This is a genomic window from Peptoniphilaceae bacterium AMB_02 (assembly GCA_036321625.1).
GTDB lineage: Bacteria > Bacillota > Clostridia > Tissierellales > Peptoniphilaceae > Microaceticoccus > Microaceticoccus formicicus.
The window spans coordinates 1,584,932-1,608,523 of sequence record CP143259.1; the positions used below are offsets into that span (position 1 = coordinate 1,584,932).

At 36.0% G+C, this 23,592-nt stretch carries 19 protein-coding genes and 1 pseudogene; 4 read left to right on the forward strand and 16 right to left on the reverse strand.

All coding sequences use genetic code 11. The features are described from left to right. Window positions 1-16: 16 nt before the first annotated feature. The 11 genes and pseudogenes from VZL98_07755 to VZL98_07805 form a co-directional block, all read right to left on the reverse strand. Window positions 17-2,027 (reverse strand): annotated as a pseudogene (locus VZL98_07755) (sodium-translocating pyrophosphatase). Between the two features lie 10 nt (window positions 2,028-2,037). Further along, window positions 2,038-2,265: a preprotein translocase subunit SecG gene (gene secG / locus VZL98_07760; GenBank protein ID WVH62591.1), complete on the reverse strand. Its 228-nt coding sequence runs from the start codon at window positions 2,263-2,265 to the stop codon at window positions 2,038-2,040. Window positions 2,266-2,451: 186 nt separating this feature from the next. Further along, complete coding sequence (gene eno, locus VZL98_07765; GenBank protein WVH62592.1) at window positions 2,452-3,738, reverse strand: phosphopyruvate hydratase; 1,287 nt, start codon at window positions 3,736-3,738, stop codon at window positions 2,452-2,454. 2 nt (window positions 3,739-3,740) lie between these two features. Continuing rightward, on the reverse strand, window positions 3,741-5,279 hold the full coding sequence (gpmI, locus tag VZL98_07770) for a 2,3-bisphosphoglycerate-independent phosphoglycerate mutase (protein WVH62593.1): 1,539 nt from the start codon (window positions 5,277-5,279) through the stop codon (window positions 3,741-3,743). 9 nt (window positions 5,280-5,288) lie between these two features. Further along, window positions 5,289-6,035, reverse strand: coding sequence for a triose-phosphate isomerase (tpiA, locus tag VZL98_07775; protein WVH62594.1), 747 nt, complete (start codon window positions 6,033-6,035; stop codon window positions 5,289-5,291). A 9-nt stretch (window positions 6,036-6,044) separates the two neighbouring features. Continuing rightward, window positions 6,045-7,244: a phosphoglycerate kinase gene (locus tag VZL98_07780; protein WVH62595.1), complete on the reverse strand. Its 1,200-nt coding sequence runs from the start codon at window positions 7,242-7,244 to the stop codon at window positions 6,045-6,047. A gap of 97 nt (window positions 7,245-7,341) precedes the next feature. Then, a complete protein-coding gene (gene gap / locus VZL98_07785) occupies window positions 7,342-8,340 on the reverse strand; it encodes a type I glyceraldehyde-3-phosphate dehydrogenase (GenBank protein WVH62596.1) in 999 nt (332 codons plus the stop codon). 120 nt (window positions 8,341-8,460) lie between these two features. Beyond that, on the reverse strand, window positions 8,461-9,387 hold the full coding sequence (locus VZL98_07790) for a sugar-binding domain-containing protein (GenBank protein WVH62597.1): 927 nt from the start codon (window positions 9,385-9,387) through the stop codon (window positions 8,461-8,463). A gap of 281 nt (window positions 9,388-9,668) precedes the next feature. Further along, a complete protein-coding gene (locus VZL98_07795; GenBank protein WVH62598.1) occupies window positions 9,669-10,529 on the reverse strand; it encodes an ABC transporter ATP-binding protein in 861 nt (286 codons plus the stop codon). Continuing rightward, entirely contained in the window at window positions 10,526-12,886 is a 2,361-nt protein-coding gene (locus tag VZL98_07800; protein ID WVH62599.1) for a hypothetical protein, read from the reverse strand. The genes VZL98_07795 and VZL98_07800 overlap by 4 nt, the downstream gene beginning before the upstream one ends. 79 nt (window positions 12,887-12,965) lie before the next feature. Then, window positions 12,966-13,274: a hypothetical protein gene (locus VZL98_07805; GenBank protein WVH62600.1), complete on the reverse strand. Its 309-nt coding sequence runs from the start codon at window positions 13,272-13,274 to the stop codon at window positions 12,966-12,968. A gap of 609 nt (window positions 13,275-13,883) precedes the next feature. Here VZL98_07805 and VZL98_07810 point away from each other — a divergent pair. Further along, window positions 13,884-14,135 carry a hypothetical protein gene (locus VZL98_07810; protein WVH62601.1) on the forward strand — a complete coding sequence of 84 codons (252 nt, stop codon included), beginning with the start codon at window positions 13,884-13,886 and terminating at the stop codon, window positions 14,133-14,135. Window positions 14,136-14,316: 181 nt separating this feature from the next. Here the strand turns inward: VZL98_07810 and VZL98_07815 are convergent, their stop codons facing one another. Further along, the gene (locus VZL98_07815) at window positions 14,317-14,895 is read right to left on the reverse strand and encodes an SOS response-associated peptidase (GenBank protein WVH62602.1); all 579 of its coding nucleotides are present in this window, start codon (window positions 14,893-14,895) and stop codon (window positions 14,317-14,319) included. Window positions 14,896-14,943: 48 nt separating this feature from the next. Continuing rightward, window positions 14,944-16,914 carry a transketolase gene (tkt, locus tag VZL98_07820; GenBank protein ID WVH62603.1) on the reverse strand — a complete coding sequence of 657 codons (1,971 nt, stop codon included), beginning with the start codon at window positions 16,912-16,914 and terminating at the stop codon, window positions 14,944-14,946. A gap of 219 nt (window positions 16,915-17,133) precedes the next feature. Between tkt and VZL98_07825 the strand changes: the two genes are divergently transcribed. The 3 genes from VZL98_07825 (at window position 17,134) to VZL98_07835 (ending at window position 19,316) form a co-directional block, all read left to right on the forward strand. Next, the gene (locus VZL98_07825) at window positions 17,134-18,372 is read left to right on the forward strand and encodes a DNA polymerase IV (GenBank protein ID WVH62604.1); all 1,239 of its coding nucleotides are present in this window, start codon (window positions 17,134-17,136) and stop codon (window positions 18,370-18,372) included. Window positions 18,373-18,376: 4 nt separating this feature from the next. After that, complete coding sequence (locus VZL98_07830) at window positions 18,377-18,520, forward strand: hypothetical protein (GenBank protein ID WVH62605.1); 144 nt, start codon at window positions 18,377-18,379, stop codon at window positions 18,518-18,520. 529 nt (window positions 18,521-19,049) lie between these two features. Then, window positions 19,050-19,316: a hypothetical protein gene (locus VZL98_07835; protein ID WVH62606.1), complete on the forward strand. Its 267-nt coding sequence runs from the start codon at window positions 19,050-19,052 to the stop codon at window positions 19,314-19,316. A gap of 677 nt (window positions 19,317-19,993) precedes the next feature. On the opposite strand, the gene VZL98_07840 is transcribed toward VZL98_07835, so the two are convergent. The 3 genes from VZL98_07840 to VZL98_07850 all read right to left on the reverse strand — a co-directional run bounded on the left by VZL98_07840 (window position 19,994) and on the right by VZL98_07850 (window position 23,592). After that, window positions 19,994-21,211, reverse strand: coding sequence for an IS256 family transposase (locus VZL98_07840; GenBank protein WVH62607.1), 1,218 nt, complete (start codon window positions 21,209-21,211; stop codon window positions 19,994-19,996). A gap of 153 nt (window positions 21,212-21,364) precedes the next feature. Next, window positions 21,365-22,333 carry an IS30 family transposase gene (locus VZL98_07845; GenBank protein WVH62608.1) on the reverse strand — a complete coding sequence of 323 codons (969 nt, stop codon included), beginning with the start codon at window positions 22,331-22,333 and terminating at the stop codon, window positions 21,365-21,367. Window positions 22,334-22,710: 377 nt separating this feature from the next. Beyond that, the gene (locus tag VZL98_07850) at window positions 22,711-23,592 is read right to left on the reverse strand and encodes a DMT family transporter (GenBank protein ID WVH62609.1); all 882 of its coding nucleotides are present in this window, start codon (window positions 23,590-23,592) and stop codon (window positions 22,711-22,713) included.

The window sequence follows — 23,592 nt, forward strand, 5'->3', positions numbered from 1 at the left end:
TTCGGCCGTTATTTACTTAAAAGAACTTTCCACCGTAGGTTAGTATTAACTCTGCGAAAATAAGAGCAACTACAGTCATAAGTTTTATTAATATATTTAGTGATGGTCCAGATGTATCTTTGAATGGGTCACCTACTGTATCACCGATTACGGCAGCTGCATGCGCTTCACTACCTTTACCGCCATGAGTTCCACCTTCGATGTATTTCTTAGCATTGTCCCAAGCTCCACCTGAGTTAGCCATGAAGATAGCCATAAGAACACCTGTAACAAGTGATCCTGCGAGTAGACCTCCAAGTGCTTCCAGCACCTAGTATAAATCCAACTCCTACAGGCACTACTACTGCCAATAGTCCAGGTATAATCATCTCTCTAAGAGCAGCTGCTGTTGATATATCAACGCATCTCTTATAGTCCGGTTTATCAGTTCCTGCCATAATTCCAGGGAACTCTCTAAACTGTCTTCTAACTTCTTGGATCATGTCATTAGCTGCAGTTCCAACAGCATCCATAGTAAGTGCTGAGAATAGGAAAGGTAGCATACCTCCTATGAACATACCTGCAACAACTTGAGGTTGAGCTATATTAATAGCGTCTAGTTTAACTACTTGAGTATAAGATGCAAATAGTGAAAGTGCAGTAAGTGCTGCAGATCCGATTGCAAATCCTTTACCGATTGCTGCTGTAGTATTTCCAACTGAGTCTAATTTATCTGTAATATTTCTAACATCTTCTGGTAGTTCACACATCTCTGCGATACCACCGGCATTGTCTGCGATAGGACCGTAAGCGTCTACTGCTATAGTCATACCACTTGTTGAAAGCATTCCGATTGCAGCTATTGCAATACCGAATAATCCTTGAATTGGATTAGAATTTCCACCCATTGCTAGGAACGAAACTATAATACCAACTGCTATTATCACGATAGGTCCTGTAGTTGATTTCATACCTACAGCAAGACCTGAAATGATATTTGTTGATGGACCTGTTTCAGATTCTTCAGCTATCTTTCTTACCGGCTTATGAGAATCAGATGTATAGTATTCTGTAAACTGAGAAATAATTAATCCTACTGCAATACCTGCTACTACAGATATAAAAGGACTAATTGATTCCAATAAGTATCTGCTTAGGAAGAAAGTTCCTATAACTGTTATAATTGCACTTGCAAAAGTACCTGTATTAAGTGCTTTTTGTGGGTCTTTGTCGCCTTTAACTGTAAATACAGCAAGGATTGAAGAAATAACGCCCAGTGCCGCAACAGCTATTACAAATGCAACACCATTTGTGCCTGTATAAGCAATAATTCCAAGTGTAAGACCTGATAATATAGCTCCTACATATGACTCGAATAAGTCTGCTCCCATTCCTGCAACGTCACCAACATTGTCTCCAACATTGTCTGCAATTACAGCAGGGTTTCTTGGGTCATCCTCAGGGATTCCCGCTTCAACTTTACCAACAAGGTCCGCTCCAACGTCTGCAGCCTTAGTATAAATACCGCCACCAACTCTGGCGAATAGAGCTATTGATGAAGCACCAAAGCTGAATCCTGTGACAATTGCCGGATCTTTGAAAATCATGTAAGATAGAGTAATTCCTAAAATACCAAGACCAACAACGCACATACCCATTACTGCTCCACCTGAAAAAGCTACATTTAATGCACCTGCCATACCTTTTTCTCTAGCTGCTTGAGCTGTTCTAACATTGGCTTTTGTAGCAGCAGACATTCCGATAAATCCTGCAGCTGCTGAGAACAATGCTCCTGCAACGAATACTATTGCAGTATTAAAACCTATAGTAATACCTAATATAAGTGCTACAACTACTACGAATATTGATAGAGCTTTGTATTCTCTAGCTAAGAAAGCCATTGCTCCCTCGTGGATATAACCACTGATTTCCTTCATCCTATCAGTTCCGACAGGAAGGTTTGCTATTGCAGCTGATTTGCTAAGAGCAAAAATTAAAGCTAGAGCTCCAGCTCCAATAGCCAGATAAAAGAATAAATTTGTATCCATTTTCTCCCCCTTATTTTATTGCTGCAACTAATACAGCTGTTATAATAAAGACGCTAAAAGCGCTTACTATTATTCTGTTTAATAAAACTTCTTTTGACTTTTTGCCACCTCTACCAAATATATTGGTATCTCCACCTGATATAGAACCCATTCCTTGAGTCTTAGGTTCGGTCATCATAACAGCTCCTATTATAACTAAACTTGCGAGCATTAAAATAATTGTCAATATCTGCTTCATATTTACACCTCCCAATCGAGAATCTTTTTTACCTTTACCAAGAGATTTTATCACATTTCACATCTTTAATCAAGGATAAAACCTCTAATTACCACTATTTAAAGTCTTTCATATAATCCCTGTAATTACTAGTTGTAAATGTTTTCATAAAAAAAGACGACCTATAAAAGTCGTCCTTTCATTCAATTATTTGTCTAAATTATAAAATGTTTTAATCCCGTCGTATCTGCTATTGAGTCCTAAATAATCTTCAATTCTTAGCAATTGATTATATTTTGCAACTCTATCAGTTCTACTTGGAGCACCTGTTTTTATTTGACCCGCATTTGTAGCAACAGCTAAATCTGCAATAGTAGTATCTTCTGATTCTCCGGATCTATGTGAGATAACAGCAGTATAACCATGTCTCTTGGCAAGTTCAATTGCGTCAAGAGTTTCAGTAATAGTTCCGATTTGGTTAAGCTTAACAAGTATAGAATTAGCTACTTTGTTATCAATACCTTTTTGTAGTCTAACTGTATTTGTAACAAATAAATCGTCGCCTACCAATTGGATTTTATCTCCAAGTTTTTCTGACAATAATTTCCATCCTTCCCAATCTTCTTCATCTAAACCGTCTTCGATTGAGATTATAGGATATTTTGAGGTTAAGTCAACATAGTAATCTACCATTTCATTAACGCTTAATTCTCTGTTTTCACCTTTAAGAACATATTTTCCGTCCTCATATAATTCAGTAGCTGCAACATCAAGCGCTAAGCATATATCAGTTCCAGGCTCATAGCCGGCTTTTTTAATCGCTTCAACTATAGTCATCAATGCTTCTTCATTGCTGCTAAGATTAGGTGCAAAACCACCTTCATCACCAACTGAAGTAGCAAGACCTTTTTCTTTTAATACAGCCTTAAGATTATGGAAAACTTCAGCTCCCATTCTTAGAGCTTCTTTAAAATTCTTGGCACCAACAGGCATAACCATAAATTCTTGAATGTCTACATTATTGTCTGCGTGCTCTCCACCATTTAGTATATTCATCATTGGAACAGGAAGGGTTTTAGCATTTGATCCTCCAAGGTACTCGTAAAGCTCCATATTATGCTCTTCAGCAGCAGCTTTAGCAACAGCTATGGATACTCCAAGAATCGCATTAGCTCCAAGTTTGCCCTTATTGTCGGTATCATCTAATTCTATCATATACTCATCTATACCTACTTGGTCTGAAACTTCCCAACCGATTATTTCATCAGCTATGATTTCATTAACATTTTTAACTGCTTGCTCAACGCCTTTTCCAAGGTATCTGCTTTTATCTCCGTCTCTTAATTCAACAGCTTCAAATGCACCTGTACTGGCTCCCGATGGTACAATCGCTCTACCGAAAGCTCCCTCTTCAGTAACAACTTCTACTTCAACAGTAGGATTTCCTCTTGAATCCAAAACTTCTCTTGCATAAACATCTACTATTAAACTCATAACTATTCCTCCCTTATAATCAATGATCTACCTGTCATTTCAGCAGGTTGCTTTAATCCCATTATATCTAAAATTGTAGGTGCAATATCCGCCAGGATACCTTCTTCCAATTTTATATCGCCTTCTCCTATAACTATGAAAGGAACCGGATTTGTGGTGTGTGCAGTGAAAGGTCCACCTGTTTCACTATCAATCATCTGCTCACTATTTCCATGATCGGCAGTAACTAGAAGTGTATAACCATGCTTTTGAGTCGCTTCTACAAGTTCTCCCAAGCAGGTATCTACAGTCTCAACAGCTTTTACTGCTGCCGGTATAATTCCGCTATGACCTACCATATCGGAGTTTGCAAAGTTTAGAATTATCAGCTGATAATCTTCAGTATTAATTCGGTTTACAGCTTCATTTTTTACCTCAATTGCAGACATTTCAGGTTTCAAATCATATGTCGCAACCTTAGGCGACGGAATTAATACCCTATCCTCACCTTCATTAGGTATTTCAACGCCGCCATTGAAGAAAAAGGTAACATGCGCATATTTTTCCGTTTCTGCAATTCTAAGCTGTCTATAACCATTTTTAGATATATAATATCCCAGTGTATTTTCATAAGTTTCCGGTGGATACGCAATATTTACTCCTTTTAGAGTTTTATCGTATTCCGTCATAGTCGTATAATGAAGATTCTTTAGTACTACTTTCCTATCAAAACCTTCAAATATGGTATCGGTAATGGCATGTGATAGTTGTCTACCTCTATCCGGTCTGAAGTTAAAGAACAGAACCGAGTCTCCATCTTCAAGCATCTTTACAGGCTTATCGTCTTCAGTCAGTACTATAGGAAGAACAAACTCATCTGTTACTCCTTCATCATATGATTCCCGAACTGAACCTACAGGATCAACAGACAATTTACCTTCACCAAGTACTATTGCATTATATGCCATTTCAGTTCTTTCCCATCTTTTATCTCTATCCATGGCATAGTAACGACCGGTTATGGTGGCAATCTTTCCTACTCCGATTTCCTCTATTTCATCGACCAATTCCTGAATATGAGTGGCGCCTATAGTCGGAGCAACATCACGTCCATCCAAGAAAGCATGAATATAGACGTCATGGAAATCATGAAGCTTACATAAATTCAGCAATGCATATAAATGAGTATTATGAGAATGTACCCCACCATCCGATACAAGTCCCATAAGATGAAGGCTCTTACCCGCTTTTTTTGCATGTTCTACTGATTCTACTAATGCGGGGTTAGTGAAAAACACACCGTCATTAATCGCTTTTGAAATCTTTGTCAATTCTTGATAGATAATTCTACCTGAACCTATATTTAAATGACCTACTTCGGAATTACCCATTTGCCCTTCGGGAAGTCCTACTGATAAACCACTCGCTGATAGCGTGGTATGCGGATAGGTCTTGATCAAATTATCAAATACGTGTGTTTCCGCCAACATAACGGCATTTCCGGGATAATCCACACCACATCCCCATCCATCAAGAATAATAAGCATCGCTTTTTTCATCATATCCTCCAGTTAATAGTTGACCAGAGCCGCAAAACTGTCAGCTTTTAAGCTTGCTCCTCCAACTAATCCTCCATCAATTTCTCCGGTTTCCATAAACTCCCTGATATTGTCAGGTTTTACACTTCCACCATAGAGTATTCTAATACTTTCTGCAGTCTCTGAGTTGTATAACTCACTAATCATCTTTCTAATGAACACTATCATCTGTAGAGCATCTTCAGTAGAAGCCGTCTTACCGGTGCCTATTGCCCAGATAGGTTCATAAGCAATTACAACCTTGGCTGCATCTTCAGCTGAAATCCCTTTAAAATCTTCAATTAGTTGAGTTTTAACCTTCTCTTCCTGAACACCTTTTTCTCTTTCTTCAAGAGTTTCACCACAACAAAGTATAGGTGTAATACTATGTGCAAGGGCACTGATTACTTTTTTATTAATCATTTCATCGTCCTCTTTGAAAATCTCTCTTCTCTCAGAGTGACCGATTATTACATAATCCACTTTTAAATCTTGAAGCATAGTCGGAGATACTTCTCCGGTAAAAGCTCCACTTTCTTCAAAGTACATATTCTGAGCACCTAATTTAATGTCCGTACCCTTAAGAAGCTTAGAAAGTTCACTTAAGTGTACAGATGGTACGCATATAAGCTTTTCTACATCATCATTAAATTTATTTGAAACTAATGCTTTTGTAAACTCGACAGCTTCCGATGTTACAAAATTCATCTTCCAGTTACCCGCAATTAATGGTTTTCTCATTGCTACCCCCTATGCATTTTCAATAGCCGCTACGCCCGGTAATTCCTTTCCTTCCAAGAATTCTAAGGATGCTCCTCCTCCGGTGGATACATGAGTTATTTTGTCTTTATATCCTGCAACTTCAACTGCAAGAGCTGAATCTCCTCCTCCTACAATTGTAACCGCATCCGCTTCAGCCAATGCCTTTGCAATGGCAAGAGTTCCGTTACTGAAAGGCTTAACTTCGAACACTCCCATAGGTCCGTTCCAAACCACTGTCTTAGCCTTAAGAATTTCCTCTGCGAACAACTCTGCAGTCTTAGGTCCAATATCCAGCGCTTCTTTGTCCTTTGGAATGCTATCGATATCTACGATTTCTGTCACTGCATCTTTATCTATCTCATCAGCTATAACGCTATCAAGTGGAAGAAGCAGCTTAACTCCGCTTGCCTTAGCTTTTTTCATGATTTCATTCGCAAGATCTATTTTATCTTCTTCAAGTAGCGATCTTCCGATTTCCTTTCCTAGTGCTTTTAGGAAAGTATATGCCATACCCCCACCGATAATTACAGTATCTACCTTGGTTAGCAGATTTTCTATAACACCGATTTTATCACTTACTTTTGCTCCACCGAGAATTGCTATAAACGGTCTTTCAGGGTTCTCAAGAGCTTTACCCATAACCGACAATTCCTTTTCAACCAACATACCAACGGCCGATGGAAGTATTGAAGAAACACCTACATTTGACGCATGAGCTCTATGAGATGTTCCGAAAGCATCATTTACATAGATATCTCCAAGCTTAGCAAGCTGCTTAGAAAATTCTGCATCATTTTTTTCTTCTTCATTTCTATATCTTGTATTTTGTAGTAGGCAAACATCTCCCGGTTTCAGCTCATTTACTTTAGCCACTACTTCATCATCTACTACTACATCACTGGCTATGAAAGCAACATCTTTTTTAAGGAGTTCTGAAAGTCTTTTCGCTACAGGTTCCAATGTAAACTTTGGATTAGCCTCTCCCTTAGGTCTTCCTAGATGTGACATTAAAACTACAACTGCACCATTATCCATCAAGTACTCAATAGTTGGAAGAGCTGCACGAATCCTTACATCGTCCGCAATCTCGCCTTCTTTTTCTTTAGACATCGGTACATTGAAATCCACTCTGACAAGCGCCTTTTTACCATTAAAATCAAAATCTTTCAAAGTCTTTTTATTTAACATAATCCATCACCTCTTGTAAAATTTAAAGCCCAGCTAAGCCGGGCTTTACCTGAGAATACCAAACTTATGAGGTTTAGTTCCTATTAATATACTACGATTATTTAGTAGCTACAAATCTAGCTAAATCAACAACTCTTTGTGAGTATCCCCACTCATTGTCGTACCAAGAAACTATCTTAGCCATATTGCCATTAACCATAGTAAGATCTGCATCAACGATTGAAGATCTTGGATCTCCTTGATAATCGATAGACACTAGAGGTTCTTCAGCAAAACCTAGTATACCTTTTAGATTGGTTTCACTAGCTTCTTTAAGTGCTGCATTGATTTCCTCTTTAGTAGCTTCTTTTTCAAGTTCAAACACAACATCAACTATTGAAACAGTTGGGGTCGGAACTCTTACTGCGTAACCATTAAGTTTTCCTTTAAGTTCAGGAAGTACTAATGCAACAGCTTTGGCAGCTCCTGTGGTAGTTGGAACCATGCTAAGTGCTGCAGCTCTAGCTCTTCTTGGATCTTTATGTTTATTGTCATGAAGATTTTGGTCATTGGTATAAGCGTGAATTGTAGTCATTAAACCTTTAACAATACCGAATTTCTCCATTATTACTTTTGTAAATGGTGCTAGACAGTTAGTAGTACATGAAGCATTTGAAATAATATTGTGATTTTCAGGATCGTATTTGTCTTCGTTTACACCAAGTACGATTGTAATATCTTCACCTTTTGCAGGAGCAGTTACTATTACTTTTTTAGCTCCGGCTTGAATATGCTTAGAAAGTCCTTCATAATCTCTAAAGGCACCTGTTGAGTCTATTACAAGCTCTACTCCAAGTTCTTTCCAAGGTAGGTTTACCGGATCTCTGTCAGAAACAATTTGAACTCTCTTTCCATTAATTATAAAAGCATCTTCTTCAACCTCAATAGTTCCATCAAATTTGCCATAAAGAGAGTCATACTTGAAAAGTCTTGCTTCAGACTCTAAATCTCCAAGTATATTGATTGCTACCAGTTCAACTTCCTCAACCTTATCCTCAAATAAAATTCTAACAACATCTCTACCTATTCTTCCAAAACCATTTAATGCAACTTTCATTAACTAACCTCCTTATATTATAGCTTTCGCTATTTTAGACATTCCATAACAGCTTTTGCACAGTCTAAATCCATTATAATATAGACATCGGATCTGACCTTGCAAAGCGACACAATTGCCTCAGCTTTTTCGCTTCCTGGAAGCAACTGCAATAGCAGTTTTCACCTTCTTGTAACCATCCAGACTCAGTCCTATGGAACCTGTTTCGTAGATTATATTTCCATCCAGGTCAAAATAATTACCAAAAGCCTCGCTAACTGCTCTTTCCCTTTCCAACAATTCAACATTGTTGGAACTCAAACCTCTTCTCTGTGACATTATGTCAGCTCTTCCCACGCCAAATATCAGCAAATCAATCTCGTTTACTAAACTATTATACCTTTGTATCTCTTCATCCTGCTCTATACCTTGCATCAAATCGCTATCGATATAGTCGGGAAAGTTAATAATAAAGTAATCTGCCCCCAGTTTATCTGCCAGGATTTCTACTATAGAGTTTGCTTGATACTTGTACTTCCTGCCAAGACTTCCTCTCGCCGGAACTACTATTGAGTCGGGATAGGATCTGTCAACATTCATACCATCAACTAGTGACTTCATAGTACTGCCACCTGTAATCCCAATAACCTGTTTGTTTTCCAAAAAATCGTGGATATAAATTTGGGCTCTACTTGCAAATTGCACCTCATTTAAGACACCTGCCACAGAAGCATCTATAATGTGAACATCGGTAATGCCCAAACTCTTAATTAGAGCATTTCTTATCGAGGATAGGTTTTTGAACTCATGAGCATACATTTCACTCATTCTTAGTACCTCAAGCCCCTCCTCTGTAATATACATACCCATTTCCGAGGTTTTAATATATTTAAATTTTTGTAATATTTCCGATTGATTCCTGACCTGGCGTTCATTTATATTTAAAATCCTTGAAATAGCACGCCTTCCAATAGGTTGATTACCTGAAATAACCTTTAGAATATCAATTCTAGTTAAATACATTTCCGCCATTTCGGGAATCAATTTCATCAAATCTGAAATTATCATGCAACCTCCGGGTTCTTTTTGTCCCAAGTGATTAAATTTTATCCCACCGACTCCATATCTTTACATAAATAGTATAGCATATAATTTATAAAAGTAAAAGCTAATTTATAATAATGAGGTTTTAGTAAACTCCTTCTGTCATTAATCTAGTATATACCCCATCTATTAAATATTTTTAAAATATATGTTTTATTTATAATTAGGTAAAAATCAATTTCATAATAAAGACCTTCGCATTTACGCAAAGGTCTTTAACACCATTTGTATGATCAAGCTGTCTTCTATATTTCGAATATCTCTCGATATCTATCTTCCGAACTCTTACTCTGTATTTTAAAGTCGACGATTTTGTTAGGAAGTTCACCGAGTATTGAAAGAGCTTCAGATTTTGATATATCTTTTGTATTGACCTCTATGCTACTACCCTCTATCTTAAATCTCGTATCCGTTTTAATCGATTCATCTACTATGTCCTTTTCAAAACTGAATATAACTCTCTCCTCCAGCTTTAACTCCTCATACATAAGTTTTCCGTCTTTCAAAAAGTATACCTTGCTCGTCATCATATCTATCTCAAATAGATTATGAGATGAAATGAGTATGGCAGTCCCTTCGTTTGCAATATCTATAAGTAATTTTCTGATTTTCACTATATTTGAAGGATCCAGCCCGTTCATAGGTTCGTCCAGTATCATAAGCTTAGGTTTTATGACTGAAGACAGTGCAATCAGCAAATGCTGCTTCATCCCAAGCGAATACTCTCCAACTTTCTTCCCAATATAAGACTCAATATTAAATTTTTCTATAGTTCTTTTTACAGTGCCTTTGTCTATTTTATAGACATTCATTAGGATGTTGAAATGATCATATCCTGTCAAATAGGGATAAAGCACTCTTTGGTCTGGAAAATAAGACATATCTTTATAATTTGAAATATTGGAGTTATCCGAATTAAATACCGTGATCTTTCCGGATGACTTAGGTATTAAATTTGAAATTGCATTTAAAAGAGTTGTCTTACCGCTACCATTAGGTCCCACAAGCGCATAGATTCCCGGTGAATCGATTTCTAAATCAATACCTTTTAACACCGGCTTAGAACCATATTTAACGACTAAATCGGTAATTTTTAAAATACTCATATCCTTCTCCTCTCCTTTCCGGAGTATAAAACGCAGCCTATTATCATAATAACTATAGAGATGATTATAATTGTAATACATCCTCTGTAAAAACTTATTCCTGTATTTTGGAGCTGTGATGCCAGTTTATTATTTACGATATCACCCGGATTTAAATAAATAAATGGATTCAATGAATTAGGCAAAAACTGTCTGCTTATATAAAAACCTAATCCCGCTATACCCATGGTCAATACTGTATTCAAATAAGTATTTTTAACTCTTAGCGACAAGAGATTGGACAGTGACTGTAGGAAAAGCAGTATTAGTAAGCCCAAAACAAAGTATTGGAACAACACCTCGGACCTCGGCATCCACTCAAAACTTCCACTTCTTCCCATATAATTAAATACCGGATATCTGCCATCTCCAATTCCATATATTGCACTTAGACCTAAAAAAGCTAGCAATTGTATACATATATAGACTATGGATGATTTTATCACACTACTTATCCAAGATACGAAGTATATATACCACTTCTTTATCGGCATCAGATTATAGAAAAGCTCTGAATTATCATCCTTAGTCTTCTTTGTAAGTCCGCCCCCTGTGAGGATTATAGCTGCAAGAACCATAACTAGAACCACATTCTCCCTATATGCATAAAGATAATATCCTATCGCAGACTTATCATAACACTCTATAACCTCACTATCATTATGGAAATGAAAAACCTCCAGTGACTTACTCGTAGGCAGTAGATTTCTATCCTCCATATATTTCAATTGAGTTTTTGCATATTCGTATCTTGTGTTGTCGAATTTATGCTCTGATTGATACGAAAAAAGTACATTTTTGTCAACCACCAAATCATAAGTATCTTTTTTCGCTGCAATATCTAAGAATTTGTTCTGCTGTGCATAAAACTCTGTCGCACTTTTTTTATTATATGCGACAAGCCTCTTAGCCGCATCATAATATATACTATTTAAATGAGGCCCCAATAAATTCCATCTATGGGATTCTTCTTCATAGGCTTCAGTTTTATCATTTTCTTTCAGTTCATTAATCCTGGCTAAAGCCTGTTCTTTACTAGAATCATATGCACTTTGTTTAACTACTACATCCATTTTTAATTCTTGTATAAAAGCCGTTTCGGTTTTCAAGTATTTCCTTCCGGAAACTTGGTCTACTACAACCCCAAAACATAATGCAAATAGCAGTATCCAAACTAAAGATCCACTAAGTTTGTTGTTTAAATCATTTATAATAAGTGATCTTGTTTTTAATTTTAGCCTTCCCGACACCGTTTTAATAAGTCCAGTTCTAAAATCTTTTAAAATATAATTCAAAACAATTACTATAAGTATAAATACCAGGATAAAAAGTAGGGAAAGAATTGATTTTTCTGCAAGCATCCATCCATTTTCTATGGATAGATAAGCCACCGGCGAGTATATATTAATCCTCGCATTTTGTGACAATACATTTATCATATATAAGAGCATGGTTATAAGAACCATCGATATACGCATTTCTCCGATTATCTTTAAGAACAGGAAGTACACAGTTAGAGTCGCCAATAGGTATAGTGCAAAATATAATTGTTTGGAAAGCACAACATTCCATATCTTAGAAATAGTTCCTGTTTTCTCAATAAGTACAGGATAATCAAACTCTCCTAAAGCCCCTCCCTTAAGGTAATAGACAATAAATACTGCAACACTAAACAGTACGATATAAACTAATACATACGATAAAAATAAAATGAATTTTCTAAACACAATCTTAACCCATGCTATGGGCATAGTGTTTTCAAGCATATGCTCTTCTACCACTTCTTTCATAATGAGCACGAAGAGAAATATAAAAAATAATACTGCAGGTATCCCCAAGTAGATTACTGATAATTTATGTAATGCTTGCATTGGAGTATTAAAACTGTTTTCCCTTACATATCCGTATCCAAGCCTTTGTATTTCACTGTTCTGAACTATATAAAGATCCGGTTCCCCCGGATAAAAAGCTTCTATCTCTTTCCCCAGTTCACGAAACTCTAATACTTTTTCGTCATACGCAATCCTGGCATTTACAATTTCCAAACCGGTTGATTTTTGATTTGACTCAGCAATCGACTTTTGGCGTAGTTTATTTTCTATATCTTTTAAATGTAAATAATCTTTCCCAAGTTTAAGTTTGCCAAAATAATTACTTATGCTGCCGGCTACATCGGCATTCGTTTTGGATTCAAACCTGCCTATCTCTTTTTCAAGTGAATTGATTCGAAAAAACATAAATAAGATTATTAAAAATAAAAACACCAGTACCAGTAATGGATCTTTACGTCTATAGCTTTTTAATAGTTCTGTCTTCATATGCCAAACCTCCAATTAAATGGGTATATATCTTATTTATTTAATTAAATATTATAAGCATTTCTGAAAAATTGAAATCCTACTCTAATTCTAACACAATACTATATGGGCAACCCATATCAGTTATATAACCACCATAAAATCCTTTGTAAAGTCCAGTGCCATCATCATATCCATAGTAGTATCTATTCAGTCTTCCACCCCATCCCATATCGCAGTAATCTATATACAGCGGGGGTATATGATTATAGTACCTTTCAATTTGAATATACCTTTTAGCTTGAGGCATAATCGATTCTTCATTTGCGTTAAACGCTAATGCAGAGCTTCCCATTATCGCAGAAAAAACTAAAACTAATACTAGCATATAAACCAATCTTTTTTTCATTTTTTTCTTCCTTTCTATGGTTTCTCAACACTACCTATATAATAAGATATATACCCAATTGTATTCTAATATATATATATATATGTCAAATGCACATCCGGCAGCCTAATATGCATTTGAAGTCGTGATATGTTTTTTAATTATCATCTATTTACACCTACAATGGAATACTTTATCGCTTAAGTTCTGGATTATATTCTGACATGCCTAGTTTTAATTAAAGTGGGTCTTTAGTATTGATTAAACTATTCCTGATTTAAGTATTTAAATAAAGTCTTTCTTTGTATCTTTCTAAGTTTATTTACTTCATTGTACACCGGTTTTATTCTCTTCTAGAAATAAAAAATCCTTTTTCCTTCAACTCTATAGTGTTTTTTATCCCTTCGGCAATCATCTATCCAGTCGAGCTTCTCCCGGTAATTATAAAATCTTTATAAAGAAATCATATCAATATCATAATATGATACAATACAATTATTAATTACTGGAACGCTTATTAAATATATACAGTTTTTTGTTACACTCTAATAAATTCAAACGCTAGGTCTATTTTGCATTTTAGCTGGCTTAGATAAAACTATTTTACTTATTCTACATAAGGAGGCTATTGTGAAAAAAATAATTGATTTTTACGAAGAAAAAAGAAATCTGCTCAATATGATTATACTAATGGTGGTGATTTTAGGATCTTTCTTCCCTTACTATGGTAGAATTTTATTTGGGTATTTGGTACCTGCCTACCTATTTCTATCACTATTGTTTTTTATTTATAAAAAAAGAGTTCCGGAATCAATAATATTTATATCCTTATTTGCTTTAATCATTTACTTTAGTATTAAAAATGCATATATTGTTTTATAAAGCATTTTTAAAAATACTTTTTTAAAAACTGACTAAATAATCAAACATTTAAAAAGCATTAATGCTTATGATAGAATTATCTCTAGATAATCTATAAATATAATAAAACTTATCTTTAAATCAAGGTGCCGGTGATGAAATTATTTTTCATAACCGGCACCTTAAATCATAGTAGTTTTTATTAATCCTGTGTTATTAATAACTCGCCTTCATATGGTTTTAAAAATTTTTCAAGTTCTTGGACGGAAGCTCCTTTGTCCAAGTACATATTTTCATCTTTTGCAGACAGTATTACAGGCATTCTGTCGTGAATATACGCCATCTGATCATTTGACTCGGTCGTGATTATTGAGTATTGATAGACCAAAACTCCGTCTATATTCATGGTTTTATAGATTCCCGCCATTGAAAATAAATCTAACCCGCTTGGTTTAATCCTATTTCTCACTTTTTTACCATCTATGGTCTCCCACTCATAAAAAGAGGTCGCAGGTATTATACATCTACTCGTCATAAACGGCTTTTTAAAAGTTATCTTTTCACTTACGGTCTCTCCTCTTGCATTTATAAGAGGTCTTTTAGAGAAAGTAGTCAAAAATCCCCAGTCCATAAATCTCAATTTTCTATCCATGTCCAGAACGGGACTTTTATTCATTGGGAATATTTCATCTCTTCCGTCATATTCCAAATCTTCCATTTGCATCTTATAGTGTTTTAATATTGCAAACACATCTGCATCTAGTGAATATCTTCCACACATATTATAAAAAAGCAGTGCACGTCAAATAACGCAGCACTGCTGTCCTCCTTATTTTAATAATTCTTTCGCTTTAGCATATACATGTTCAGTGGTGAAATTAAATCTCTTAAATAATTCTGCCCCCGGCGCTGATGCTCCGAAGTCGTCTTTGGATATAACTATACCGTCTTTAACATATTTATGCCATCCCATTGATGAAGCCGCTTCAACGGATATTCTGTTTCTGATTTCTGAAGGCAGTACTGACTCTTTATACTCTTCGTCCTGCATTTCAAACACTTCAATAGAAGGCATTGAAACTACTCTGATTCCATATCCTTCAGATGCCAATGTTTCAGCTGTTTCATATATCAGTCCAACTTCTGAACCTGTCGCCATCATGATTAAATCTATCTTCTCGCCAAAATCTTTTAAAACATATGCACCTTTATGTGCGTCTTTCCCTGTACTGGGAAGGTTTTTTAAGCCTTGTCTGGTAAGTGACAGTGTTGTCGGTCCGTCAGTTCTTCTTATAGCATAGCTCCAAGCTGCAGCTGTTTCTCTGGCGTCACATGGTCTAAAGTTCACAGTATTTGGTATGGATCTAAGCATTGGTAATTGTTCAATAGGTTGATGAGTCGGTCCGTCTTCTCCTACTCCTATGCTGTCATGAGTAAATACATATATTACTCTTTGGCCCATAAGTGCCGACAATCTCAGTGCAGGTTTTAAATAGTCACTGAAAATCAGGAATGTTGCACAATAAGGAATTACTCCACCATGTAGTGCAAGTCCATTTGATATAGCTGCCATGGCATGCTCTCTAACTCCAAAGTGAACATTGCTTCCCGCATAGTTTTCTCTTGAAAAACTGTCTCTGTTTTTCATTTCTGTTTTATTCGAAGGTGCCAGGTCTGCTGAACCTCCAAATAGATATGATATTTTGTCGGCAAGTCTATTTAATACTTCTCCTGAAGAAGCTCTTGTCGCCATATCTTTTTCAAAATGATAGAATTCTTCAGAGTCCATATATTCTTCCGGAAGTTCACCATTTAAAGCCTTCATAACTTCTTCATACTTTTCAGGATATTTACTCTTGTATTCTTCTAAAAGTTTATTCCACTCTGATTCGTATACTTCTCCTTTTGCTGCCAGTTCACTCATATGAGCCCTGACTTCTTCAGGCACTACAAATTCACCTTCTTCAGTCCAGCCTAGGTTTTTCTTAAGTCCAATTACATTTTCTTCACCCAGTGGCTCTCCATGAGCAGAAGCCATTCCTTCTTTTGCAGATCCGTAACCTATCTTGGTTCTTATTTCAATCAATGAAGGCTTGTCTGATTTCTTGGCATTGTTAACAGCTTCTAAGATTTTATCCAAATCATTTCCATCCTCAACTAATTGAGTATGCCATCCTAATCCGTCATATCTGGTTCTTACACTTTCTGTAAATGCAAGCGAGGTATCCCCTTCTATGGTTATATTATTTGAATCATACAGTACAATCAGTTTAGAAAGTCCAAGATGACCTGCCAGTGATGATGCTTCATTGGTGATTCCCTCCATTAAACATCCGTCACCCACTATTGTATATGTGTAATGATCAAAAAGTTTTATATCATCTGTATTATAAGTTTTTGCCAAATGAGCTTCTGCCATCGCCATACCGACTGCCATTGATAGACCTTGTCCCAGCGGTCCGGTAGTAGCTTCAACACCTATAGTATGACCGTATTCCGGATGTCCCGGAGTTAAACTGTCAAGCTGTCTAAAGTTTTTTAACTCCTCCATGTCAAGACCATATTCAAATAGATGTAATAGTGAGTAGATCAGCGCTGATCCATGTCCTGCTGACAGTATAAATCTGTCTCTGTTCGCCCATTTAGGGTTTTTAGAATTATGCTTCATTACATCTGCCCATAGCGTATATGCCATAGGTGCTGCTCCAAGTGGTAACCCCGGATGTCCCGAATTTGCCTTTTGTACTTGCTCAGCAGACAATACTCTTATTGTATTAATTGATAGTTCTTTTATATTCATTACCCGCCTCCATGATAATTATCTTTCCTCATATCAGTTTAACAGTATTAGTTAAAGTCTGCAAGTAGAACGGTATATATTAAATATATTTTTAATTCTAAACATTGATTCTGCTTTTATTCTCCAAATTTATTTATATTGTAAAATTCGGGAATAGGGTACTTGAATTCGAACATATGTTCTTGTAGAATATAGTTAAGAACTAAAGGGAGGTGAATTATGCATAAGATTTTTCATATAGATGTAAATTCGGCATATCTATCCTGGGAAGCTGCCTATATGATGCAAAGAGGTGCCGCTGTCGACCTTAGGGATATTCCGTCAATAGTAGGTGGTGATATCGAAAAGAGACATGGTATAGTGCTTGCCAAGTCTATCCCTGCTAAAAAATACGATATCCAGACAGGAGAATCTGTAGCCTCGGCAAAGATAAAATGTCCAAATCTCGTAAGTGTCCCTCCCAATTATGAAAGGTATATCATTGCGAGCAATGCACTTGTAGATATAGTCAAAGAATACTCTCCCCTGGTTCAAAGGTATTCCATTGATGAGATGTTTATGGACTATATTTCAAGTGATGGAGATCCTCTCGCCACTGCTCATATGATTAGAGAGAGAGTAAAAGAAGAGCTTGGCTTCACTGTAAACATCGGAGTAGGCGACAATAAACTCCTTGCCAAGATGGCATCCGATTTTCAAAAACCCGACAGAGTGCACACCCTATACAGAAATGAAATCAAAGAAAAACTTTGGCCTCTTCCGGTGAGAGATCTTTTTATGGTAGGTTCCAGAACAGAAAAAAAGCTGATTTCAAGAGGAATTGAAACCATAGGAGATTTAGCAAATCTAAGCAGAGATTATATAGAAGGATGGCTAAAAAAGCCTGGGCTTACCATATGGGAGTTTGCAAACGGCATTGAGTCATCAAATGTCAGAGTCGATTCACTTCCAATAAAAAGCGTCGGCAATTCAACGACTATTTCTTTTGATGTCTGCAGTGGAAAGGAAGCCTTGATGGTCGTATTGGCACTTTGCGAGATGGTCGCATTAAGGCTTAGAGCCATATCCATGAAATCTTCGGTCATCCATGTAGGCTATAAAAACAGTGAATTCCGACATTATGGAATGGAGAGAAAACTGTACTCACCTACAAATGCAACTGAGTCGATTTATAATATGGCCAGAAAAATTTTCAGAAAGATATGGACAGGCGAACCAATCAGACATATATCTGTTAGAGCAGGTAGACTTACAGATGATAAGGCAGTCCAGCTTTCCCTTTTTGATGATTACAAAAAAGACTATGATAATTTAGACGAAGCCATAGATTCCATACGCTTAAAATACGGTCTGAAATCCATACACCGTTCAATATTTTTAAACTCGGGGATTTCGCCGGTTATTGGAGGGGTTATAGAGGAAGAGGAGTATCCGATGATGTCGAGTTTGCTTACTTAAGAGTTTGGGGAATATAGAGATTAGAAGATTAAAAGATAAAAGACATGGTGTCGGAATAAGTTGTAATTTTTCTTCCGTTCCAGGTTTTAAGAAAAAGCCATTTATTGCTCTTCCAGAGATTCCAATACCGCTTCGCTTGAAAGAATAGAAGGGCAAAAAGTTTTTAAATTTTTCTTCCGTTCCAGGTTTTAAGAAAAAGCCATTTATTGCTCTTCCAGAGATTCTAATACCGCTTCGCTTGAAAGAATAGAATCAAAACCTTACAGGACAATAAATGGATTTTTCTACTAAAACCTTCCAAAGTCAGAAAAATTTAAAATCATTTCCCTGGGTGTACTGAATGTAGCGACGAGAAGATGTCGCTTTTATATGATATGTTTTTACAAACGACTTCAAGTCGAATAAATTTAAAATCGTATTGCTAGGGTGTCGCTTTTTGAGTGGTAGATTTTTCTATTAAATCCTTCCATAGTCAGAAAAATCACAACATATCCCTCTTTTGGATAAAAAATCTCTTTTTTATACATGGGGACCGAAGTTACATATAAAGATTTTTCTTTGATACCATAGGCCCCACGTCCGATAAGATCACATCTCCCCTACAATAAAACTTAAAAACCTTATATCAAAACTTGTAAATCTCAGCTAAATTAACCACAAAAAAAGGATTTGATTTTATGAAAGTACTTATGAAAGAAATTGAAGTAATTGCTTATTTTAATCTCAAGGGATTACCTAATCCCATACGTTTTAGAATTGATTCTCCTGAAACCTCCTCTCAGGAAGTCATCTCAATTGACAGCATCCTACACATCGAACAGACTAAAAAAGCCGGAGTTTTGATGCTTAGGTATGATTGTCAAGGGATTGTAAACGGGCTTATGAAGCCTTTTCAACTCGTTTACGAAACTACTAAGTATAGATGGTATTTATTTAAAATTTAGTCCAAAACCCGGATTGAGATGCTTTTCGAAATTATGATAGGTTTCATGCAAAGAATTCCCAAGAGCGAAATGATTGGCTATAATTCGACTGCCAAAAGATGGAGCTAACAAAGAGCGACATCTTTTCGTCGCCACTTCTAAAATCTATCCTAACACATAATGTTTCTTACCTCTAAATCTGTGAGGTGAATCGCCTACGCGACTCGGAGGGAGAGAAAAGCATAGATTGTAATTACTTTAGCTTTTTTAGTCACTTCGTTTAAAATTTATATGATTATTTAGATTTTGGAATCAATCATAGAGCTGTGGGGAAAGTTGTGAGTTTAGCGGTAGTTAGAGATAAGTTTAAAATATAGCGGTAGAATTCTTCGAATTCGGCAGTGCGAAATAATCTCTGTAAATTATTTATTTCCTATAATTAGTTAATGTTTATGAGGGTGGATTTTACTGCCCTCATTATTTATTTATATATCAAGCTTGATATATTGTCAATTTTTTCTTTGCAGAGCCTGAGGTAAATAATAAGAGGAGCCACCGAAGGGGACCATTGATAAGGGTTCTAAAAAATGGTACACTAAGCCGACGAAGGCAAAATACATACTTATCAGTCTTTGCTTCGCCTTCGGTATTTACCTTGCACCATTTTTTAGGTTCTTTGTCAATGGTGGCGGAGTGTGTTAGTTCTCTAAATCATGCATTATTCTCAATTCTCCTACTATTGATCCCCAACTTCTTAATGGAATATTCCATTTCTTTGCAATTATATTTGTAGCTAAGTATAGTGCTTTCATCAGTGACGTAGCACTTGGGAATACTGATCTATTACGGTTTAACCGTCTGTATGAGCTATTTAAACTCTCTATAGCATTCGTAGTATATATTATTTTTCTAACTTCCTTAGAATACTTAAAGATTGGCGTTATTGAATTCCACTCCCTTTCCCATCTATCCATTGATCCTGGATATTTTTTATCCCATGCTTCAGCTACTTTCAAACGATTCTTATTTGCTACTTCTTCGTCAGGTGCGTGATATATTGTTTTTAAATCATTTGCAAATTGTTTTCTATCTTTGTACGATACGTATTTTAATGTGTTTCTTACCATGTGAACTATACAGGTTTGCCACTCAGCTTTTGGATATGCCGCTGATATGGACTCTTCTATACCTATTAGTCCATCTGAACAGATGATGTAGATATCTTTTACTCCTCTGTTTTTTAGGCTATTTAGGACTCCTAACCAGTATTTACTACTTTCGTTTTGTCCTACATATATTCCTAATACTTCTTTAAGCCCATCTTCGTTTATTCCGAGTATTATATATGCTGCTTTCTTTGATATTAAACCCTCTTCTTTAACAGAAAAGTGAATAGCATCAATGAACACTACAGGATAAGTCTCTGACAGTGGTCTTTTTTGCCAGTCTTCTATTTCCGGCAGAATTTTGTCGGTTATGTCTGAAACCAGTCCATCACTAACTTCAAATCCATAGATATCATAGATTTGTTCAGATATTTGTCTAGTACTCAAACCTCTTGCATACATTCCTATTACCTTATTTTCTATCTCAGATATGTCTTTTTGTCTCTTTTTTACAATTTGAGGTTCAAAGCTTGAGTCTCTATCTTGAGGTACTGATATTTCAGATTCACCCATACTTGATCGTATTCTTTTAGTTTTGTATCCATTTCTAGAGTTTTCATTGTCACTTCTTTGGTTTGTTTCATATCCTAAATGGTGCTCCATTTCGGCTTCTAACATGCTTTCTATAGTATCTCCTAGTAAATCCTTAATAGCATCATGTATGTCCTTTGCTGACTCAATTTCATACTCATTGATTAGATAAGATATGATTTCTTTTTTTCCTTCACTTAATTTTTTTCTTCTTGCCATTTTAAAAAGCCTCCTATGTTATTTTTATTTTAACTAATCATAGGAAGCTATTCAATATTTACAGACTTTTTTTCGCAGTCTCTCGAATTCCTTTTTATATCTCTCCCTCAGTCAGCACAGCTGACAGCTTAGAAAGTCAACCAAGTGCAACACTTATTTATGATATACTTCCATTGGTGATTTCCAGTTTAAACACTTTCTAGGACGGTTATTAATCAACCCAACTACTTCTTGAAGCTCTTCTTCAGATAACTCATGAAAATTATATCCTTTAGGATAGAAAAATCTAATAATATCATTTGTATTCTCATTTGTTCCTCTTTGCCACGGTTTGTGAGGTTCTGCGAAATATACTAATGTTTTAAGATTTTTTTCTAAATCCTTAAATTCTGAAAACTCAGATCCATTATCGAATGATATACTTTTAACAACTTTGCCCTGCATTGCTTTTTCAATAGCTAAACGGGTTGTGTTAACCTTTCGTGAATCGACTATGGTTGCTACTAATAGTCTTGTTTTTCTGTCTACTAATGTTACCAATGCTCCTTTACCTATACCTCCATAAACAGTATCACCTTCCCAATGTCCAATAGTTTTTCTTTCTTTTATTTCTTTTGTCCATTCTGGGATAATACGATCTGGATGTATCGTATTGTAAGTATTATCTTTCTTATTCTGACGTTTACCACGTCTTCTCAAGTTTTTCTTAACACATACATCAGGTAATTCGTTTCTCTTTAGATATCGATAAATAGTGGATATTCCAACCTTTAGACCAGGGTGATCAATCATTAATCTTTTAGCAATTTGTTCTGGAGACCAATACATTGAAAGCTTATCTACTACATAGATGTACTTAATACTTCCTGCTACTAATGCATATCTACGATTTTGCCTGCGTCTATGAATAGCTAAGCATTGGGCTCTCCAAGAATTATATTGGTATTTATTATTACTAGGCCTTCTAGGCTTATACTTTGTGCGATTTCTGCTTATCTCTCTACTAATAGAAGATACATTTCTTCCTAGAAAATCAGCAATTTTTCTCATGCTATGACCCTTTGATAAAAGCTCCTGTAGGTATTCTCTTTCTTCTTGCGTAAAGTGAGAGTATGATGACATATTTTCCTCCTAAGAAAATTGTATGTGGTGATTACATTTTACACGAGTATGACAATGTTGTCTTTTATTTCTTATAGGTGTTGCACTTCAAATGATAACATAAGCAGCTCCCTCGTCAGATGGAGCCACAAAAGAACGAAGTAATTGGTTAGAATTCGACTTCCGTCAGATGGAGCTAGAAGACTTCTCAAGCGCAGAATGATTAGTAAGAATGCAGTAGTTCAAAAATAGAAGTGTTGGCAATCACTTAGCCTCCCTCTGACGAGGGAGGTGGGTTTGCGAAGCAAACTCGGAGGGAGAGAAATACAAAAAGCGATATCTCCTCGTCGCTACCTCAAAATCTAGCCTATCAAAAAAAACGGCCAATTGGCCGTTTTTTACTTTAAACTTACATTCTTCTTAATATGCATTACATCATAATATGAGATGAGTCCGCTTAATATGATGATTGCCATCCCGATATAGCTCGTCTGTTTTAAACTTTCTCCAAATACAAGTCTTCCGAGTATTGTCGAGATAATAACCCCTACATAGTCAAATATACTGATTGCCGATGCATCTGTAAATCCATAAGCAGTTGTTACGAAATACTGTCCCATGGCTGCGAACACACCGATCATGAGCAGCTGAAACAGCTGAAGCGGTGTTGGTATTACAAAGTTCATAAGCATAAAAGGTAGCGAGAATATACAGGAAAGGAAGGAAAAAATAAAAATAATCGTCATTCCCGATTCCTTATTCGATTTTCTTGAAATATAGCTTACGAGTACATATGCAGATCCGGCAAAAAATGCTGCCGACAATGCAACCAGTGACGGAAAGATTTCCGAATTAAACTGGGGATTTATTATTATTAAAGCTCCGACAAAAGCGAAAATCAGTGCCAATATACGAACTTTAGTAATATGTTCCTTTAAAAATACAACTGCAAGTATTGTTACCGCAAATGGCGCCAGTTTTAATAGTGATTGTGCATCTCCCAAGTAAAGATTATTGGTGGCATAGAAAGTCGTAACTACCCCCATAAACCCAAACATAGATCTGAAAAGAAGTAGGTGCCTGTTCCCTTTATGACCAAAATACAATGATCCACTTTTCTTTACCCAGTAGGCAGCGATAAATAGCATGACAAAATTTCTAAAGAAAACCTGTTCCATCAGTGGTATTTTCCCACCTGTCATCTTAACCATAACGCCCATCAGTGAAAATGATGCGGTAGATGCAATTAAAGACAGAATTCCTTTCGTTCTATTATCCAA

What these genes read in the sequence shown, in the direction of transcription:
- secG (WVH62591.1), bottom strand. Translation starts at nt 2,265, where the DNA reads ATGAAGCAGATATTGACAATTATTTTAATGCTCGCAAGTTTAGTTATA.
- eno (WVH62592.1), bottom strand. Translation starts at nt 3,738, where the DNA reads ATGAGTTTAATAGTAGATGTTTATGCAAGAGAAGTTTTGGATTCAAGA.
- gpmI (WVH62593.1), bottom strand. Translation starts at nt 5,279, where the DNA reads ATGATGAAAAAAGCGATGCTTATTATTCTTGATGGATGGGGATGTGGT.
- tpiA (WVH62594.1), bottom strand. Translation starts at nt 6,035, where the DNA reads ATGAGAAAACCATTAATTGCGGGTAACTGGAAGATGAATTTTGTAACA.
- VZL98_07780 (WVH62595.1), bottom strand. Translation starts at nt 7,244, where the DNA reads ATGTTAAATAAAAAGACTTTGAAAGATTTTGATTTTAATGGTAAAAAG.
- gap (WVH62596.1), bottom strand. Translation starts at nt 8,340, where the DNA reads ATGAAAGTTGCATTAAATGGTTTTGGAAGAATAGGTAGAGATGTTGTT.
- VZL98_07790 (WVH62597.1), bottom strand. Translation starts at nt 9,387, where the DNA reads ATGATAATTTCAGATTTGATGAAATTGATTCCCGAAATGGCGGAAATG.
- VZL98_07795 (WVH62598.1), bottom strand. Translation starts at nt 10,529, where the DNA reads ATGAGTATTTTAAAAATTACCGATTTAGTCGTTAAATATGGTTCTAAG.
- VZL98_07800 (WVH62599.1), bottom strand. Translation starts at nt 12,886, where the DNA reads ATGAAGACAGAACTATTAAAAAGCTATAGACGTAAAGATCCATTACTG.
- VZL98_07805 (WVH62600.1), bottom strand. Translation starts at nt 13,274, where the DNA reads ATGAAAAAAAGATTGGTTTATATGCTAGTATTAGTTTTAGTTTTTTCT.
- VZL98_07815 (WVH62602.1), bottom strand. Translation starts at nt 14,895, where the DNA reads ATGTGTGGAAGATATTCACTAGATGCAGATGTGTTTGCAATATTAAAA.
- tkt (WVH62603.1), bottom strand. Translation starts at nt 16,914, where the DNA reads ATGAATATAAAAGAACTATCAATTAATACAATAAGAGTATTGTCTGCT.
- VZL98_07825 (WVH62604.1), top strand. Translation starts at nt 17,134, where the DNA reads ATGCATAAGATTTTTCATATAGATGTAAATTCGGCATATCTATCCTGG.
- VZL98_07835 (WVH62606.1), top strand. Translation starts at nt 19,050, where the DNA reads ATGAAAGTACTTATGAAAGAAATTGAAGTAATTGCTTATTTTAATCTC.
- VZL98_07840 (WVH62607.1), bottom strand. Translation starts at nt 21,211, where the DNA reads ATGGCAAGAAGAAAAAAATTAAGTGAAGGAAAAAAAGAAATCATATCT.
- VZL98_07845 (WVH62608.1), bottom strand. Translation starts at nt 22,333, where the DNA reads ATGTCATCATACTCTCACTTTACGCAAGAAGAAAGAGAATACCTACAG.